General features: G+C 66.2%; 15 protein-coding genes. 4 read left to right on the top strand and 11 right to left on the bottom strand.

Annotated features, from left to right (window positions below; genetic code table 11):
• Positions 1–18: 18 nt before the first annotated feature.
• The 3 genes from CS1BSM3_RS04935 to CS1BSM3_RS04925 all read right to left on the bottom strand — a co-directional run bounded on the left by CS1BSM3_RS04935 (position 19) and on the right by CS1BSM3_RS04925 (position 3543).
• Positions 19–867, bottom strand: a complete 849-nt coding sequence (locus CS1BSM3_RS04935; RefSeq protein ID WP_244540462.1) for an ABC transporter permease — start codon at positions 865–867, stop codon at positions 19–21.
• An 88-nt stretch (positions 868–955) separates the two neighbouring features.
• Complete coding sequence (locus tag CS1BSM3_RS04930; RefSeq protein WP_072385902.1) at positions 956–1873, bottom strand: ABC transporter permease; 918 nt, start codon at positions 1871–1873, stop codon at positions 956–958.
• A gap of 134 nt (positions 1874–2007) precedes the next feature.
• The gene (locus CS1BSM3_RS04925) at positions 2008–3543 is read right to left on the bottom strand and encodes an ABC transporter substrate-binding protein (protein ID WP_072385900.1); all 1536 of its coding nucleotides are present in this window, start codon (positions 3541–3543) and stop codon (positions 2008–2010) included.
• 364 nt (positions 3544–3907) lie between these two features.
• Between CS1BSM3_RS04925 and CS1BSM3_RS04920 the strand changes: the two genes are divergently transcribed.
• Positions 3908–4780, top strand: coding sequence for a DMT family transporter (locus tag CS1BSM3_RS04920; RefSeq protein ID WP_072385898.1), 873 nt, complete (start codon positions 3908–3910; stop codon positions 4778–4780).
• A 10-nt stretch (positions 4781–4790) separates the two neighbouring features.
• Here the strand turns inward: CS1BSM3_RS04920 and CS1BSM3_RS04915 are convergent, their stop codons facing one another.
• Genes CS1BSM3_RS04915 through CS1BSM3_RS04905 form a run of 3 tightly spaced genes read right to left on the bottom strand, consistent with a single transcriptional unit; the run spans position 4791 to position 7588 of the window.
• On the bottom strand, positions 4791–5423 hold the full coding sequence (locus CS1BSM3_RS04915) for an NUDIX hydrolase (protein WP_072385897.1): 633 nt from the start codon (positions 5421–5423) through the stop codon (positions 4791–4793).
• Between the two features lie 22 nt (positions 5424–5445).
• On the bottom strand, positions 5446–6675 hold the full coding sequence (locus CS1BSM3_RS04910) for a CaiB/BaiF CoA transferase family protein (protein WP_072385896.1): 1230 nt from the start codon (positions 6673–6675) through the stop codon (positions 5446–5448).
• Positions 6676–6712: 37 nt separating this feature from the next.
• Complete coding sequence (locus tag CS1BSM3_RS04905; RefSeq protein ID WP_072385895.1) at positions 6713–7588, bottom strand: HpcH/HpaI aldolase/citrate lyase family protein; 876 nt, start codon at positions 7586–7588, stop codon at positions 6713–6715.
• Positions 7589–7756: 168 nt separating this feature from the next.
• Between CS1BSM3_RS04905 and CS1BSM3_RS04900 the strand changes: the two genes are divergently transcribed.
• On the top strand, positions 7757–8320 hold the full coding sequence (locus CS1BSM3_RS04900; RefSeq protein WP_072385893.1) for a GNAT family N-acetyltransferase: 564 nt from the start codon (positions 7757–7759) through the stop codon (positions 8318–8320).
• 20 nt (positions 8321–8340) lie between these two features.
• On the opposite strand, the gene CS1BSM3_RS04895 is transcribed toward CS1BSM3_RS04900, so the two are convergent.
• Positions 8341–9633: an RsmB/NOP family class I SAM-dependent RNA methyltransferase gene (locus CS1BSM3_RS04895; protein ID WP_072385891.1), complete on the bottom strand. Its 1293-nt coding sequence runs from the start codon at positions 9631–9633 to the stop codon at positions 8341–8343.
• A gap of 1 nt (position 9634) precedes the next feature.
• On the bottom strand, positions 9635–11140 hold the full coding sequence (gene guaB / locus CS1BSM3_RS04890) for an IMP dehydrogenase (protein WP_072385889.1): 1506 nt from the start codon (positions 11138–11140) through the stop codon (positions 9635–9637).
• Positions 11141–11426: 286 nt separating this feature from the next.
• On the opposite strand from guaB, the gene CS1BSM3_RS04885 reads away from it, so the two are divergent.
• A complete protein-coding gene (locus CS1BSM3_RS04885; protein ID WP_072385888.1) occupies positions 11427–12734 on the top strand; it encodes a DUF2497 domain-containing protein in 1308 nt (435 codons plus the stop codon).
• Between the two features lie 6 nt (positions 12735–12740).
• On the opposite strand, the gene CS1BSM3_RS04880 is transcribed toward CS1BSM3_RS04885, so the two are convergent.
• Positions 12741–13469 carry an SDR family oxidoreductase gene (locus CS1BSM3_RS04880; protein WP_072385886.1) on the bottom strand — a complete coding sequence of 243 codons (729 nt, stop codon included), beginning with the start codon at positions 13467–13469 and terminating at the stop codon, positions 12741–12743.
• A 71-nt stretch (positions 13470–13540) separates the two neighbouring features.
• Between CS1BSM3_RS04880 and mtnA the strand changes: the two genes are divergently transcribed.
• The gene (gene mtnA / locus CS1BSM3_RS04875; RefSeq protein WP_072385884.1) at positions 13541–14641 is read left to right on the top strand and encodes an S-methyl-5-thioribose-1-phosphate isomerase; all 1101 of its coding nucleotides are present in this window, start codon (positions 13541–13543) and stop codon (positions 14639–14641) included.
• 6 nt (positions 14642–14647) lie between these two features.
• Here the strand turns inward: mtnA and CS1BSM3_RS04870 are convergent, their stop codons facing one another.
• Together CS1BSM3_RS04870 and CS1BSM3_RS04865 are read right to left on the bottom strand one after the other, a co-directional pair.
• Positions 14648–15382, bottom strand: coding sequence for an SDR family NAD(P)-dependent oxidoreductase (locus tag CS1BSM3_RS04870; protein ID WP_072385882.1), 735 nt, complete (start codon positions 15380–15382; stop codon positions 14648–14650).
• 152 nt (positions 15383–15534) lie between these two features.
• A complete protein-coding gene (locus tag CS1BSM3_RS04865; protein ID WP_072385880.1) occupies positions 15535–16446 on the bottom strand; it encodes a methyltransferase domain-containing protein in 912 nt (303 codons plus the stop codon).
• Positions 16447–16572: the final 126 nt, after the last annotated feature.

Raw genomic sequence — 16572 nt, 5'->3', positions numbered from 1 at the left:
AGCGACTTAGCTGCGGTTCTAGCTGCGATTTTCTGGCGCCGTGACGTCTCTGAGGCCGTCGCCGACGAGATTGATCGACAGCACGAGCATGAAAAGCGCCACGCCGGGGATCGCGATCAGCCAGGGGTCGAAGTACATGAGGCCCTTGGCCTCGGAGATCATGAGACCCCACGACGGTGTCGGCGGCTGCACACCGAGGCCGAGGAACGAGAGCGCCGCCTCGAGCAGGATCGCGTGCGCCATCTCGAGCGTCGCGACGACGATCAGATGGTTCATCACATTGGGCGCGATCTCGGTCAGCAGGATGCGCGTGTGCGAGCAGCCGAGCGCCTCAGCCGCCGTGACGAACTCGAGCGAACGCACTTGTTGCGTCGCCGATCGCATGACCACGGCAAAGCGGTCCCAGATCAGCAGTCCGAGCACCCATATGACCACGGTCAGCGATGATCCGATGATGCTGACGACCGCGAGCGCGACCAGGATCACGGGCATCGAGAGGCGCGTCGTGATGAGGAAGTTCACCACCATGTCGACGCGGCCGCCGAAGTAGCCGGCCAGTACGCCGAGAACCGTGCCTATGAGGCCGGAGATGATCATCGCGGAGAAGCCGATCAGCAGCGAGACCTGTGCGCCATGATAGAGGCGCGAGAGGTAATCGCGACCGAGGTGGTCGGTCCCGAGCGGATGGCTCCAGGTGGCCTTGGGGCTGTCGTGCCAGATGGGCGGGATCAGCTTGCGGCCAAGCTGCTGGTCATAGGCATCGTGCGGCGAGATGACGTTCGCAAAGAGCGCCATGCCGATGATGACGAGCAGCACGAAGGCGCCGAACATCAAGCCGTAGTGACCAAAGATGCGCCGCCGCATCATGGCGCCCGGTGACGGCGCGAGGATCTCCTCGGCGGTCTGGACGCCGGCGCGGGCGAGTGTCGAGCGTGCGATGGTTGACTCGGCCATGTCAGGTCACCCTGATGCGCGGATCGAGGAAGGCATTGAGCATGTCCGCAAGGAACGTGATCACGACATAGATGATCGAGAGGATCAGCACGATTGCCTGCATCATCGGCAGGTCCTTGCGCTGGATCGACTCCCACGCGAGATAGCCGAGCCCGTTGATCTGGAAGATCGTCTCGATCACGATCGACCCTCCGAGCATGAAGCCGAACTGCACGGCCGCGAGCGCCACGACGGGGATCACCGCATTGCGGAGCGCGTGCTTGAAGAGCACTTTCATCGGGCGCAGGCCCTTTGCCCGCGCCGTGCGGATGTAGTCGGAGGCGAGCACCTCCAGCATCCCCGCGCGCGTGAGCCGCATCACGGCCGGCGCCACGTTGTAGCCGAGCGCGATCGCCGGCATGACGAAGTTCCACCAGCTATCCTGCCCGGTGATCGGCAGCCAGCGCAGCATGACGCCGAACACGAGGATGAGCGTGAGGCCGAACCAGAAGGTCGGCATGGCCTGTCCGATGACGGCGATGGTCAGCGCCGCGCGGTCGAAAATGCTGTTCGGCTTGACGGCGGCGAGCACGCCGAGCGGAATTGCAAGCGCGAGCCCGAACGTGATCGCGCAGGCGCCGAGCAGCATGGTGGTCGGCAGGCGCTCGAAGATCACATCGGCCACCGGCACCCGCAGGCTGTAGGATCGGCCGAGGTCGCCGTGGATCGCTTGCCACAGCCAGTCGAGGTACTGGATGAAGATCGGGCGATCGAAGCCGTAGTACTTGCGGATGTTCTCGATGTCCTCGATGCGCGCGCCCTCGCCCGCGATGGTGATCGCGGGGTCGCCCGAGATGTAGACCATCGAAAAGGTTATCAGCGACACGGTCAGTGCGACGAGGAGTGCCACACCGAGCCGTTTGAGCGCGTAGATGGCCATGGGCGCGTTTGCTCTCGAAGGTCCTAAAGTTTCCCGGGCGCGGCCGATATCTGATCGGCGGCGCCCGGGATGTCATAGCTGACACTGCAGCAGGGCGGCCGGCGCACGCGCTGGCCGCGAGCCCGGTGCGGGCCTTACTTCCACTTGGCCTTGTAGAACTGCGGGATCTCGTCGGACGTCGCCTTGAAGTCGAGGTTCTTCGAGTACGCGTAGAACTTGGCGTAGGTGAACATCGGCACCCAGTAGGCCTCGTCCGAGATCCGCTTCAGCGCCTTGTGCCAGAGCTCCGCGCGCTTGTCCGGATCGATCGTGCCATTGGCTGCCTGAATGGTCGCGATCACTTCCTTGTCCTGCGCGAGGTCATCGGGCGAGCCCGTGAAGAAGTGGCCCGTGCTGGCGGAGACATCGGGGATGGAGCTCGAGCCCCAGGTCAGGTTGATGACCGCAGCCTGACCCTTGTGGATGGCCTGAACGAGCGGGCCGTACTGGAGATAGACGAGACGCGGCTTGAGGCCGACGCGCACGAGATCGCCGATGACGGCCTCGGTGATGTGCCGCTCGCGATAGGCGTGCAGGTCGAACTCGAAGCCGTTCGGATGACCGGCCTCGGCGAGCAGCTTCTTCGCCTTGTCAGGATTGTAGTCGTACTTCGTCACGTCCTCCGAGCAGCCGAACTGGTCCGGATGGCAGGGCGAGTAGATCACCTGCGAGGGCGCGCCGACGAGATTGTCGACGAGCGACTTGCGATTGATCGCGTGATTGAGGGCCTGGCGCACGCGCTTGTCCATGAAGCGCTTGTCGGGCGAGCGGCCGGTCGCGTCCATGGTCAGGTACGAGATGCGCAGCGTCTTGGCATTCTCGATCGTCAGGTTCGGGGCGCGCTGCAGGCGCTCGGCCTCGTCCTTCGGCACATCCCAGACCCAGTCGATCGCGCCGGTCATCAGCTCGGCGAGGCGCGTGTTCGAGTCCTTGATCGTGCGGAAGAGGATCTTGCCGATCGGCGGTTTGCCCTTGGGGCTGCCGGCCCAGTAGTCCTCGTTCCTCACCATCAGGAGCGACTGGCCGGGCTTCAGCTCGGCGATCTTGTAGGGGCCGGTGCCGTCCGAAGGGACCGCGCCGAAGTCCTTCTTGCCGTCGGCCCGCGCGGGTGCCTTCTCGTAGTGGCCCTTGGGCAGAATGTTGCCCGAGCCCGCGAGGAATGTGAGTGCGGTCGGGAACGGCTTGTCCATCGTCAGGCGGACCTTGTGCTTGTCGAGCACCTCCGCCTTTTTGATCCAGCTCAGATAGGAGCGGTTGAACGAGCCGTTGGCCGGATCGACGATGAAGTTGAGCGTGTAGGCGACGTCCTCGGCATCGAGCTCCTTGCCCGAGTGGAACTTCACCCCCTTGCGGATGACGAGGTCGAGCGTCGTGTCGTTCTCCCACTTCCAGGACTCGGCGAGGAGCGGCACGGGCTTGTAGTTGTCGTCGAGGTGGACGAGGCGATCGAAGATCAGCGTTCCGATGATCACGAGCTCGCGGGTGTTGAGATAGCTCGAGTCGGTGATCGGATTCTCGCGGTCCGTGGCCCAGACGAGCGTGTCATTGGCCTTGCCAGCCTGGGCTGGCGGTCCCCAAAAGGCGGAGACGGCGAGAGCTGTGGCTGCAAGACCGGAAACTAAGCGCCGCATGGGGCGAACCCTCCTGATGGCTGAGCTGATGACGGAGGTCCCGTAAGTCCGGACCTTGGCCCGCAAGTTCCCATCAAAAGGGGCGTTAATGCAAGTGCTTTGGGCTATCTCGTCGCGGCGGCTCGGCGAATGCCTAAAGAGGCAGTGTGCCTCGCATTGCTGCACGGCACATCGGCGGTCTTGTCTCCGTCATTCTGGGCGTGCACTGAGAAAGGCCGCCGCGTCGACGATTCGACACGGCCTGCGATAGCCGCAGAGGACACGGGTGCCGGAAAACCAAAGCCAAAAGCCCTCTGCGGGCCCGCCACCCCCAGCAAGACCGCGCGACCCGCGCCCGCTCGTTCGGGACGATCCGATCCACGCGGTGCTCTGGATCACGGCCGCCATGGCGCTGTTCGCCGTTCTCGCTGCCTGCTCGCGCAAGGCGGCGCTCATGGGCATGCATCCGCTCCAGGTGGTCTTTCTGCGTAATGTCTCGGCGACGCTCTTTCTCATGCCGATGCTGATGTGGCGTGGGCGCGCGCTCCTGCGCTCCAATGCCATTCATCTCTACGGCGTGCGCGTCGGCATCTCGATTTTCTCGATGACGGCGTGGTTCTATGCGCTCGCCCTCATCCCCGTGGCGGAAGTGACGGCGATCGGATTTCTCGCGCCCTTGTTCGGGACGCTCGGCGCCATCGTCTTTCTCGGCGAGAAAGTGCGCATTCGCCGTTGGACGGCACTGATCGTCGGCTTCATCGGCGCGATGATCATCCTGCGGCCGGGGGCTGACGGCTTTGGCCTCGGGCAGGCCTGCGCGGTCTTCAACGCCATGAGCTCGGGCCTCGTCACCGTGCTCCTTAAGCAGCTCTCGGGCGAGGACGATTCCGGCAAGATCGTCTTCCTGACCACGATCCTGATGCTGCCGCCGACGCTGATCCCGGCGTTGTTCGTCTGGCAGACGCCCGGATGGGAATATCTTCCGGTCATTCTGACGATCGGCTTCACCGCCGTGCTCGGGCACTACTGCCTCATGCGCGGCTTCGCCTCGACCGAGGCGTCGCTGGTCATGACCTTCGACTTCTCGCGCCTGCCGTTTGCGGTGCTGATCGGCTGGTGGATGTTCGGCGAGGTCACGGACATCTGGACATGGGTCGGGGCGACCGTGATCTTCATCTCGGCCGCCTACATCACGCGCCGCGAAGCCAAGCTGCGCAGCCAGGCGCGCCTCGCGAAGATCGCCAAGAAGAGCGAGTGAGGGGCGGTCCTCAGCTCCAGGCGAAGCGCGGCTGCTCGAGGTGCGCGACGCGCGTCGCCGCTCCGCGTAGCGCGACCTCGCGGAACTGATAGAGCATTGCGGCCGTCGGCGCGTGCAGGCTGTGGCCGAGCGTGGCCAGCGGCACGCCGAAGATCGGCTCTGAGCCGTCGAAGGGCCGCTCGAAGTCAGGCACCTCGGGGGCGTCGAGCTCGCGCAGAGGCACGCGGAAGACGCGCGCAACCTCATTGGGATCGGGCGCGAGCGGATAAGCAGGCCCGCCCCAGATCACGACCGGCGTGATGCAGAAGCCCGAGCGCGTCGCGTAGTCGTCGAGCAGACCGAGAATGGCCGAGGACGCGAGATGGAGGCCGAGCTCTTCTTCCGTCTCGCGGAGCGCCGCGCCTTCGGGTGTCTCTCCGGCATCCATGCGCCCGCCGGGAAGTGCGTACTGCCCGGCGTGGCGGTTCAGATGCTGTGGTCGGCGCGTGAGCAGCACGGATGCCTCGGCGGGATCCTCGCCCGCTGCCACGATGATGGCGACTGCGGCGTGCCGAAGTGCGGCATCGTTGATCGCGTGGCGCTCGAAGCCCGCCATGCGTGCGGCCATTAGCTCCCGCAGCGCGGGTGCGAAGATATAAGGCACGGCTGCCGGTTCTCCTGCCACGTCACATCACGCCTTTGTCCTTGAGGCGGCCGATCTCGCCGTCGCTCAGGCCGAGCAGGCCTTTATAGACGTCGTCATTGTGCTCGCCGAGCGTCGGACCGAGCCACTCGACCTTGCCGGGCGTATCGGAGAGGCGCGGCACCACATTCGGCATGGCGATTTCGCCGACGCGCGGATCGGCCATGCGCAGGATGTTCCCGCGCGCGGCATAGTGCGGGTCATTGAAGATGTCGGCGACGGAGTACACGGGGCCGCACGGCACCTCGAATTTGTCGCACTCGGCAATGCAGTCCGCGAGCGTGAACTTCTGTGTCCAGTCCCCGACCCAGGTGTCGATCTCTTTGCGGTCGCGATCGCGGTCGACGATCTTGCCCCACTTGCCGTCGCCGGCAACCTCCGGCGCGCCCATGGCCTCGGCGAGGCGCGCGAAGATCTTGTCGGACGTGCAGGCGATCGCGATCCACTTGTCGTCCTTCGTCGGGTAGTGACTGTGCGGGCAGACATTGACGGTGCCCGGCCCCATGCGCTCGCGCACATAGCCCTTGTAGTCGTAGGCCGCGACCAGCTCGTCGAGAATGCGGAAGACGGACTCGTAGAGGCCGATGTCGATGTACTGCCCGCGTCCCGTCATGTCGCGCGCGCGCAGCGCGTACATCACGCCGAGCGAGCCATAGAGGCCGGACAGATAGTCGGGGATGGTGGCGGAGCCAGGCGTCGTCGGCGGGCGATCGGGAAAGCCCGCGAGATAGGAGAGGCCGCCGAACGCATTGCCGATGCGCCCGAAGCCGGGGCGCGGGCTGTAGGGGCCTGTCTGCCCGAAGCCCGAGATGCGCACCATGATGAGCTTGTGGTTCTCGACCTTCAGCGTCTCCCAGCCGAGGCCCCACTTCTCGAGCGTGCCGGGCTGGAAGTTCTCGACGAGCACGTCGGCCTGGCGCACGAGCCGCTTAAGGAGATCCGCGCCCTCGGGCTTTCTGAGATCGAGCGTGATGCACTTCTTGTTGCGTGTCTCCTGCAGCCAGGGGAGCGAATCCCCCGACGGCGTCATCGTGCCGAATTTGCGGAGTGCGTCGCCGACCTTCGGCAGCTCGATCTTGATGACCTCGGCACCGAACTCGGCAAGCTGCGTCGTGCAGTAGGGGCCGGCAAGAAAGCTCGACACATCGAGCACGCGCACGCCCTGCAAGGCTTTCACGGTCGGATGCGGGGAAGGGGCGCTCTCGCCGGTCATGTGTGCGTTTCCTTCTCGTTTTCGTTGATTCATGCGCTCAGCGGCGGCGCGCGGCGATCTTCTCGGCAAGTGCGACCACGCGCTGGGCGCGGTAGACGATCGGATAATCGATGAACTTGCCTTCGAGCTGGATGGAGGCCGAGCCCGCCTTCTCCGCTTCGGCAAAAGCAGCGACAGCTTTGCGCGACCATTCGACCTCGGCAGCCGTCGGCGCGAACACCTCGTTCACGACCGGCACCTGATCCGGGTGGATGCACATCTTGCCTTGGAAACCGACATTCTTCGCGTGCACGGCCGAGGCGCGGAAGCCTTCGCCATCCTTGAGCTCGGCCCAGACCGTGTCGAGCGGCGCTTCCAGATTGCCCGCGCGCGAAGCCAGCACGCACTCGCTGCGATAGGGCAGCAACTCGGCTTCGCTGCGCGTCCAGGCCATGGCGACGTCGAGCGTGAAGTCGCCGGCGCCGAAGGCAATGCGCTTGATGCGCGTGCCGGCCGTTGCAATGGCGCGCAGGTTCGTGAGGCCTTTGGCCGTCTCGATGATCGGGATGAGATCGATCGCGCCCGCTGCGAGCCCGCGCTCTTTCTCGATATTGCCGATCACCCACTCGGCCGCGCGCAGCTCATCGACCGTCTCGACCTTGGGCAGGATGAGCCCGTCGACGCCCTTGCGGACAACGGCGACGAGATCGCCGTAGCCCCATTCGGTCGTCGTCGCATTCACGCGGATATAGGCGAGGCCGGAGCGCGGCTGCTGGCAGGCGGCGACCACCACTTCGCGCGTCGCGATCTTCTCGGCGATCGGGCAGGCGTCCTCGAGATCCAGAATGACGGCATCGGCGTCGAGGCTCAGGGCCTTCTCGACGCGGCGCGGATGATTGCCGGGCGCGAACAGGAACGAGCGGAATACGGTCATAGGGCATCTCTCCCGGCAGCGGTGCCTTGCTTTGGCTTGGGCATAAGTCTTGCCCGCCCCCGGTCCGCGGAGTCAACGGGCGCTCGGGCGATGCAGGCTGCATTGCAACGGGCGCGGCTCTCATGCCCTATGGTGAACCGAGCACAGGGAAAGAGGACGCCGCAGATTATGCTTGAGGTACGCCCGCTCGCGCTGAGCGATCTGCCCGCGCTCGAGCAGCTCGTTTCCTGCGATCGGTTGGCTCATGGCTGCTGGTGCATGTGGTTCATCATCAGGGTCAAGGAGTTCCACGCGGCCGGCTCCGCGGCGAACGCGGCAAAATTCAAGGAGCTCGCCGCGATCTCGAAACAGCCCCTCGGCGTCGTGGCGTACCTCGATGGCGAGGCCGTGGGGTGGACTGCGGTCGGTCCGCGATCGCGCTATGTGCGTGCCGTTCGCACGCCAACCATGAAGAGCATCGATCCGTCGGAAAGCGACGACGTGTGGCTGGTGCCGTGCTTCTTCGTACGCCCCGATTGCCGAAAGCAGGGAATTGTAAAGTCAATGCTTGCGGCGGCCGTGGATCTGGCGAGGCGCTCGAACGCAAGCGCCATCGAGGGTTTTCCGGCCTCTGGCGACAAGCCCAGCAGTACCGATCGTCAGGTCGGCACGGAACGCCTGTTCGAAAGCTGCGATTTTCGCGCTGTCCATCGACCGTCTTCCAAGCGCGTCATCATGCGCCTCGATCTCTGAAGTCGTCTGCGGCGTCGGCCCTACGCGTTCCTTGCAAGGAACGCGATGAAGAAGCCGTCCGTGCCGTGTTGGGCGGGCGTGAGAAGAAGCGTATCGGCGCTGCCATCCGCGGAGAGGGGCGGCGTCCCTCGCAAAACATCGCGCCAGACGTCGCCGTAGGGAACGAGCGAATAGCCAGGGTTCGCATCGAGGAAGGCCGTAATCTGCGCCGTATTTTCGGCCGGCAGCAGTGAGCACGTGATGTAGACGAGCCGCCCGCCTGGTTTGACCAAAGGTGCGGCCGCAGCGAGGACTTCCTGCTGCTCCTTCTGGCGCTGCTCGAGATTGCGCGGCTTGAGGCGCCATTTCGCATCGGGGCGCCGGCGCCACGTGCCGCTGCCCGTGCACGGCGCATCGATCACGACGCGATCGAAGCGCCCGGCCATGTCCGCGAGGGTGTCGGCATCACTTGCGGCGAGCACTTCGACATTCTTCGCGCCCGATCGTGCGAGCCGTTCGAAGATCGGGCGCAGACGCGTCTTGTCGCTGTCGTGGGCAATGATGTGCCCCTCGCCCTTCATGGCAGCCGCGAGCGCCAGCGTCTTGCCGCCCGCGCCCGCGCAAAGATCGAGCACCTCGTGTCCGGGGCGCGCATCGACGAGCAGTGCCGCAATCTGCGAGCCCTGATCCTGGACCTCGAACCAGCCTTTGCCGTGCGCCGGCTCGGCCTCGACGTTCGGCGTGCGTCCGGCGCCTTCGGGCGCTGCGAAGCGAATGCCGAGCGGCGAGAAGCGGGTTTCACTTGGACCGAGCCTTTCGAGCTCGGCGAGCACCTGCTTGCGTGTGGCCTTCAGCGTGTTGACGCGGATGTCGACGGGCGCGCGCTCGGACAATGCGGCAACCTCGGCGGCGAGCTTGTCGCCGAGTACAGACTGCAGCAGCGGCACGATCCAGGTAGGCACATCGGCCAGCAGCTCATCGGCGCCCAGCGGTTGGGTGTTTTCGAGCGCCGCGCGTTCGCCATCCGTCAGCGGCGAGAGCGCGTGCTTCGAGCCGTCTGCTGCCGCGGAGATCGCGTCCGCATCGAGGCCAAGCGCTCGATTGGCTGCACCGAGCACCAGCGCGCGCGGCGTGCTCGCGCCCATGCGCGCGGCAATGGAGCCGCGTCGCCTCAGCACGTCATAGACGAGGTTGCCGACCGCCGCGCGATCGCCGGAACCCGCGAAACGGCTCGCCTTACCCCAATCGGCGAGGGCGAGCGCCGCCGGGCGGTGCCGCACGGTGATCTCGGTGAGGACGGTGACGGCAGCGGCGAGCCGGGCACCCGGTTTCACACTAAATGTTCCCTGAGTAGTTCGGCGCCTCGCGCGTCATGCCCACGCCATGCGTGTGGCTCTCGCGAATGCCGGCCGGCGAGATGCGAATGAACTTCGCCTTCTCGCGCAGCTCGTTGAGATCCTTCGCGCCGACATAGCCCATGCCCGCACGCAGCCCGCCGACGAGCTGATGCAACACATGGCCGGCCGGACCCTTGTACGGCACCTGGCCCTCGATGCCTTCGGGTACGAGCTTCAGCTCGTCCTTCACTTCCTGCTGGAAGTAGCGGTCGGCGCTGCCACGCGCCATGGCGCCGACGGAGCCCATGCCGCGATAGGCCTTATAAGTGCGGCCCTGGTACAGGAAGGTTTCGCCCGGGGCCTCGTCGGTGCCCGCGAGCAGCGAGCCGATCATGGCGACGCTGGCGCCAGCCGCGAGCGCCTTCACGAGATCGCCCGAAAAGCGGATGCCGCCGTCGGCCACGATGGGAATATCGTGCTTCATGGCGACGTCGACCGCATCCATGATCGCGGTGAGCTGCGGGACGCCGACGCCGGCGACAATGCGCGTCGTGCAGATGGAGCCAGGGCCGATGCCGACCTTGACCGCATCCGCGCCCGCATCGATGAGTGCCCGAGCGCCATCGCCCGTCGCCACGTTGCCCGCGACGACCTGCGTGCTGTTCGAGAGCCGCTTGATGCGTGAGACGGCCTCGAGCACGCGCGCGGAGTGCCCGTGCGCCGTATCGACCACGACGAGATCGCAGCCCGCCGCGATCAGGCGCTCGGTGCGCTCGTGGCCGTCCTCGCCGACCGTGGTCGCGGCCGCGGCGCGCAGCCGTCCCTGCGCGTCCTTGCAGGCATAGGGGTGGCGCTGCGCCTTCTCGATATCCTTGACGGTGATGAGGCCGATGCACTGGTAGGCATCGTCGACCACGATCAGCTTCTCGATGCGGTGGGCGTGGAGAAGGCGCTTGGCTTCCTCACGATCCACGTTCTCGCGCACGGTGATGAGCTTCTCTTTCGTCATTAGCTCATGGACGGGCGCCTGGAGGTTGGTCGCGAAGCGCACGTCGCGGTGCGTCAGGATGCCGACCAGTTTGCCTTCGCGGCGGCCATTGCGCGGCGCCTCGACGACCGGGATGCCGGAGATCTTGTGGCGGGCCATGAGCTCGAGGGCGGCTGCCAGCGTGGCCGTGGGCTCGATGGTCACGGGGTTCACCACCATGCCGGACTCGAACTTCTTGACGGCGGCGACCTGGTTGGCCTGCTCGGCGGGGGTGAGATTGCGGTGGATGACGCCGATGCCGCCGGCCTGAGCGACGGCGATGGCGAGGCGGGATTCCGTAACGGTGTCCATGGCCGAGGAGAGGATCGGGATGCGGACCGAGATCTCCTTGGTGACGCGGGAAGCAACGTCCGTCTCGCCGGGCAGGACCTCGGAGCGCCCCGGTAACAGGAGCACGTCGTCGAAGGTCAGTCCGACATTGGCGTCGATGATGGAGCTGCGTCCTGCCATGCTCATCTCCTGCGTCTGGTATGGGCTTTGCTGCCGCGCCCCGCGGGGGGCGGGGTGCGGAAAACCTCTCTACGCACTGGTTTGGCTTGTTGGACGGACAGCATGTATCAGATGCGACAGTCTTGGGAAAGGGTGGGCGGCGGAAGGCTTTCGGCTGTGGGCGGAGGCTCCGTGAGGGGTGACTTGCACCATTGATGCCACTATTCCCGCTTAGGACGACGAATCGCGGTGGGGACTCGCAAGTTTTGTACGGCGTCGGCAGCCATACCTGCGGGCAGTGGAGGGTTTGCAGATGTCCAATCCTGAGAAGCGTGACGATCGGAGCATGAGCGATATTCTCGCTTCCATCCGTAAGATCATGGCTCAGGAGCCCGCTGTCGCTGCGCCGCCGAGCAACGCGCGGGCGCCACTGAACGGCGTATCTGGTCCCCGCGAGCCGGAGCTCAAGCTGCCGCCGCATCCGGCCGAGACCGCTGCCGCGAACCCTGCACCGGCCACGGAGCCGGTCAGCCTAGATGAGCTGCTCGCCGAAACGCCGCACGCCGCGGCGGCTGCCGGCCCCGCGCTGAAGCCGCCGCCAGCGGCCAAGGCAACGCCGGCCTCCACTTCACCGGTCAACGGTGCGCCCGAGTGGCTCTTTCCGCGGCAGAACGCCCCCGATGCCGCCAAAGAATCAGTGGCGGAGCCCGTCCTTCCGTCTCCGGCTCCGGCGAAGGATGCCGCGCCGGCCGCATCGCCGAGCCCCGCGGCAAAACTGGATGGATCTTCCGCGCCGGCAAAGCCTGCCGCAGAGGCCGCCACGATCGGACCACCGACGCCCAAGCTGGGCGATCTCGGTAGCGTCGTACCGGGCAAGACCGAGAGCGGAGGTCCGCAGCTAGAAGCTGGCCCGCAGCGGCCCGCGACGGCAGAGCGGACCGTCCTCGGGCCCCCACTGCCCGGGCCGCTGCTCGGCGAGCCGCCGCGTGTGCCTGCGGCTTTGGAAGCGCTGCCGGAAGTTCCCGGCGCCGATGCGCTGCGCCGTTTGATTGCCGGCGTCATTCCGCCGAGTGCCCATCCGAGCGTCGCGCCTGCTGCCAAGGCGCCGGACGCCGCGCCCGGACCTGCCGCGGATCGCGCCGACGACACTGCGAAGGTAGATGCCACCGCGAAGGCTGCCTCCGACGCCAAGGTGGAGACAAAGCCGGCGCCCGCCAATCCGCCACCTGCTGCCAAGAAGGTGGAGGCACCTGCGCCCACGCCAACGCCGGCCCCTGCGCCTGCTCCGAAGCCGGCCGCCGCGGCACCGGCAACGACACCCGCTCCGGCACCGGCACCCAAACCTGCTGCTGCAGCGCCGGCTCCGGCACCCAAGCCAGCCGCGACACCGGCGCCTGCCGCGAAGAGCGCAGCCCCCGTACCGGCTCAGGCCATTCCCGCGCCGAAGCCGGCCGCGACCGCTCCTGCCGGCGTCAAGTCGATGGACGAGACGGTCGTCGAGCTTCTGCGGCCGCTGCTCCGCGATTGGCTGAACGCCAACATGCCGCGCCTCATCGAGCCGGCTCTCAAGGCCGAGCTCGAAGCGCTCCGCAATGCGGCGGCCAAGGACAAGAAGGACTGATCGAGCTCACCAGCTCTCGATCCAGGGCCTCACGTCAATCTCGAAGGACCAAGTATCGCGCGGCTGGGTGTGCAGCATCCAGTAGATGTCTGCGATGTGCTCGGGATTGAGAATGCCGTCGCGCTCCTTCAGCGCATAGCGCTGAGGGAAGTTCTCGCGGATGAAGGCCGTGTCGATCGCGCCGTCGATCACCACATGCCCGACGTGAATGCCCTTGGGCCCAAGCTCGCGCGCCATGCTCTGCGCGACCATCCTGAGGCCCGCCTTGCCCGCCGAGAAGCCTGCAAAGCCCGCGCCGCCCCGCAGGGAGGCGGTGGCCCCCGTGAAGAGGATCGTACCGCGTTCCCGCGGCACCATGCGGCGCGCCGCCTCGCGCCCGGTGAGGAAGCCCGCCATGCAGGCCATTTCCCAGGTCTTGAAGAACTTCTGCGCGGTCGCGTCGAGGATCGATTCCCGCACGTTGCCGCCGATGTTGTGAACGAGCACCTCGATAGGCCCGTGCCCCTTCTCGATCTGCTCGAAGAGCGCCACCACCTGCTCCTCGCGCCGCGCGTCGCAGCCATAGGCGGCCGCTGTGCCGCCGGCCTTCTCGATGGCTGCGGTGAGATCAGCGAGCTTGTCGGCCGTACGTCGCGCGACGCAAGTGAGATAACCCTCGCGGGCAAAGCGCCTGGCAATGGCGCCGCCAAGCGCATCTCCAGCCCCAACGACGAGGCAGACGGGTTTGCTGGCCATGGGATTGCCTCCCTGAAGTTGCCGAGTAGGCTATTATTGTGCACAGCGCGCTCGGATCGGGAAGGACGCTCATGAACGTCGACGGCAAGCGCTGGCGGACCATCTGGCTCGGCGATGATGGCTGGTCGGTCGAGATCATCGACCAGACGCGGCTTCCGCACGCGTTCACCGTGGTGCGCCTCACGACGCTCGAGGATGCCGCCCGCGCCATCCGCGACATGCAGGTGCGCGGTGCGCCGCTTATCGGCGCAACCGCCGCCTACGGCCTCGCCCTCGCCATGCGCGCCGATGCCTCGGATGCGCACTTGAAGGAAGCCTACGCCGTTCTCGCCCTCACACGACCGACCGCAGTGAACCTGCGCTGGGCGCTCGATCGCGTGCGCGGCGTGCTCGCCTCACGTCCGGCGCACGCACGAGCCGAGACCGCTTATGCCGAAGCTGCGCGCATTGCCGATGAGGATGTCGCGACCAACGAGGCCATCGGCAAATTCGGCTTCGATCTCATTCGCGATGTCGCGCGATTGAGGGCAGGCATGCCCGTGCACATTCTCACGCACTGCAATGCCGGCTGGCTCGCGACGGTCGATTGGGGCACGGCCACTGCGCCGATCTACATGGCGCACGACGCCGGCATTCCCGTTCACGTCTGGGTCGACGAAACGCGTCCGCGCAATCAGGGTGCCGCGCTCACGGCCTGGGAGCTCGGCCACCATGGCGTGCCGCACACCGTCATCGTCGACAATGCCGGCGGCCATCTCATGCAGCGTGGTCTCGTCGACATGGTCATCGTCGGCAGCGACCGCACGACGGCGACGGGCGATGTCGGCAACAAGATCGGCACGTATTTGAAAGCGCTCGCTGCACACGACAACGGCGTGCCCTTCTACGTCGCGCTTCCCTCATCCACGATCGATTTCTCGATCTCGGACGGCCTCAAGCAGATCCCGATCGAGGAGCGTGGCGGCGACGAGGTTGCCTGGATCAGCGGCGCGACCGAGCAGGGCGACGTAGCGCGCGTGCGTCTCGTCCCCGAAGGCACATACGTTGCCAACTACGCATTCGATGTCACGCCTGCACGCCTCGTCAGTCGGCTCATCACCGAGCGCGGCGTGATCCCGGCGACGCGCGAGGCGATCGCGCGCGCATTTCCGGAGCGTGTCGTCGCGAGCTGAGCGGCCTTATTCGCCGTAGCACTCGAACATGAGACCCGTGAGGTCTCGGCCCTCCCCACTCGAGAGATGCAGCGCGAGGCTTGCCATGTCCGGCTCGCCCGTGAGCGCGCCGAAGGGTGCCATCGTGCTCACGGCCGCGGGAGCGATCGCATTGATCTGAATGCCGTGCGGGGCCCACTCGCGCGCCTCGTTGCGCGTGAGATTGGCGAGCGCCGAGCGCGCAAGGGCGCCGACGACCCGATGCGCCGAGGTCGGCTTCTTCGGCAGCCTTACGATCGTGAGCACGTGGCCCTCGGTCATCGTGAGGCGCATACGGTTCGTCGCGATCTTGGTCATGAGACAGGCCGCCGAGAGCGTCTCGCTCACGGCTTCCTCGACATCGCTCTCGCGCGCCGCAGCGCCACCCTTCGGCGCCGGCACGGTCGCGAGGTTGATGACGATATCGACGCCGCCAAAGGCCTGCACGGTCTGGCGCGCAAGCTTCACGGCATCATCCGTCGGGCCGATCGGTCCATCGAAAAGGCGCACGTCGAGGGCGCCCTGGGAAACGATCTCGCCGAGCACTTCCATCTCGGGCGTCATCTCGTTCACATGGAGGATGAGGCGCGTGCGCTGCTCGGCGAACGCGCGCGCGATGTCCACGCCCTGCGCATTGTCGATCCCGGTGATCAGAACGCGCTTTCCGAGGAGATCGGGATAGGCGCTCGCGAACTCGATACCCTCGAGCGTGGTCATCAACATAAGGCTCTCTCCCCGTGAACTAGGACGCCTTGCGGGCGTCGACGCAACTGAGCCGATTCGCTCCTAACGGTTTCCTAAAGGGACCTCGATTCGGGGTGGCCGCACGGCGCGATTGGGGCGATGTACAGGCTAAGGTGTGGCACCCTTGATACTCAAGGACTCTCTTTTTTCTTGGGAGGCGCGGCGCCCTCGGGAACACCGAGGGCGTCAGCGAGCCGGGTCTTGGCCGATCCGGGGCGAAGGGGCTTCGGCTGCGAGGGATCGGGGGCCCAGGCGGTCAGTGTCACGATCTCGAATGTAGCGGGGATACGTCCGTCGGGCGTGCCGAACTTCTCGGCATAGACTTCGGCAGCGCGGGCCAGCAGGCGCCGCGTCATGGGGCGGCGTGAGCGCTCGACAAGGACATTGCTCGCCCCCATGGCCTTGAGCTCGGCCATGAGCGCCAGCGGATGGGCATAGGTCACGCGGAGGCTGTCGACATCGGCCACCGGAAGCGCAAATCCGGCCCGCTGGAGGAGACCGCCGAGCGTGCGGACATCCGCAAAAGGCGCAACGCGCGGGGTCGCACCGCCATAAATCTCTGTTTCTGCGATCAGAAATGCCTCGCGCAGCTCTGCGAGCGAGCCTGCGCCGAGGAGCGCGGCGATAAACAGGCCGTCCCCTTTCAGCGCCTGGCGTATCTGGACGAGAACGCCCGGCAGGTCATTGACGAACTGAAGGGCGAGGCCGCTCACGACGAGATCGAGCGTCGCCGGGCCAAAGGGGAGAAGCTCCTCGTCCGCGGCAAGACGAGGGCCGTCGCATTGGGCGAGCATGGCTGCGCTCGGATCAGCGTCGATCAGGAGGCCGGTCTTTCCGAGCTCGCGCAGGCGCCGGCTTAGCGCGCCCGTGTGTGCGCCGAGGTTCAGGCCCACGGGAAATTGCCGCTGAATGAGCGATAGGCGATCGACGATATCCTCGCTCACGTGGCGTAGCAGAAAATCGTGCTCCCCCGCCGTGGATGCCGCCCGCGCCCGCCGGCGGGCCAGCAGCGCCCGATCGAAGATGTTCGGCTGTGATGTCATTCTCGGCGCGGCTTCCGCTGGGGTTCTGCCGCAGTATAGCCACTCCAGCGCGTCAATGCCGAGCGGCCCCGAAAACGGCAATGATTGGTTTAATATCCCGTCTGAGACTCCGCTTCTAACCGACTT

This window comes from Hyphomicrobium sp. CS1BSMeth3 (assembly GCF_900117415.1).
Classification (GTDB): Bacteria; Pseudomonadota; Alphaproteobacteria; order Rhizobiales; family Hyphomicrobiaceae.
Note: the sequence above shows the minus strand (reverse complement) of the source record. Positions and strands in the feature narration are given on the sequence as shown.

What these genes read in the sequence shown, in the direction of transcription:
- CS1BSM3_RS04870 (WP_072385882.1), bottom strand. Translation starts at nt 15,382, where the DNA reads ATGTTGATGACCACGCTCGAGGGTATCGAGTTCGCGAGCGCCTATCCC.
- CS1BSM3_RS04880 (WP_072385886.1), bottom strand. Translation starts at nt 13,469, where the DNA reads ATGGCCAGCAAACCCGTCTGCCTCGTCGTTGGGGCTGGAGATGCGCTT.
- CS1BSM3_RS04885 (WP_072385888.1), top strand. Translation starts at nt 11,427, where the DNA reads ATGTCCAATCCTGAGAAGCGTGACGATCGGAGCATGAGCGATATTCTC.
- mtnA (WP_072385884.1), top strand. Translation starts at nt 13,541, where the DNA reads ATGAACGTCGACGGCAAGCGCTGGCGGACCATCTGGCTCGGCGATGAT.
- CS1BSM3_RS04900 (WP_072385893.1), top strand. Translation starts at nt 7,757, where the DNA reads ATGCTTGAGGTACGCCCGCTCGCGCTGAGCGATCTGCCCGCGCTCGAG.
- CS1BSM3_RS04910 (WP_072385896.1), bottom strand. Translation starts at nt 6,675, where the DNA reads ATGACCGGCGAGAGCGCCCCTTCCCCGCATCCGACCGTGAAAGCCTTG.
- CS1BSM3_RS04865 (WP_072385880.1), bottom strand. Translation starts at nt 16,446, where the DNA reads ATGACATCACAGCCGAACATCTTCGATCGGGCGCTGCTGGCCCGCCGG.
- guaB (WP_072385889.1), bottom strand. Translation starts at nt 11,140, where the DNA reads ATGAGCATGGCAGGACGCAGCTCCATCATCGACGCCAATGTCGGACTG.
- CS1BSM3_RS04930 (WP_072385902.1), bottom strand. Translation starts at nt 1,873, where the DNA reads ATGGCCATCTACGCGCTCAAACGGCTCGGTGTGGCACTCCTCGTCGCA.
- CS1BSM3_RS04935 (WP_244540462.1), bottom strand. Translation starts at nt 867, where the DNA reads ATGATGCGGCGGCGCATCTTTGGTCACTACGGCTTGATGTTCGGCGCC.
- CS1BSM3_RS04925 (WP_072385900.1), bottom strand. Translation starts at nt 3,543, where the DNA reads ATGCGGCGCTTAGTTTCCGGTCTTGCAGCCACAGCTCTCGCCGTCTCC.
- CS1BSM3_RS04905 (WP_072385895.1), bottom strand. Translation starts at nt 7,588, where the DNA reads ATGACCGTATTCCGCTCGTTCCTGTTCGCGCCCGGCAATCATCCGCGC.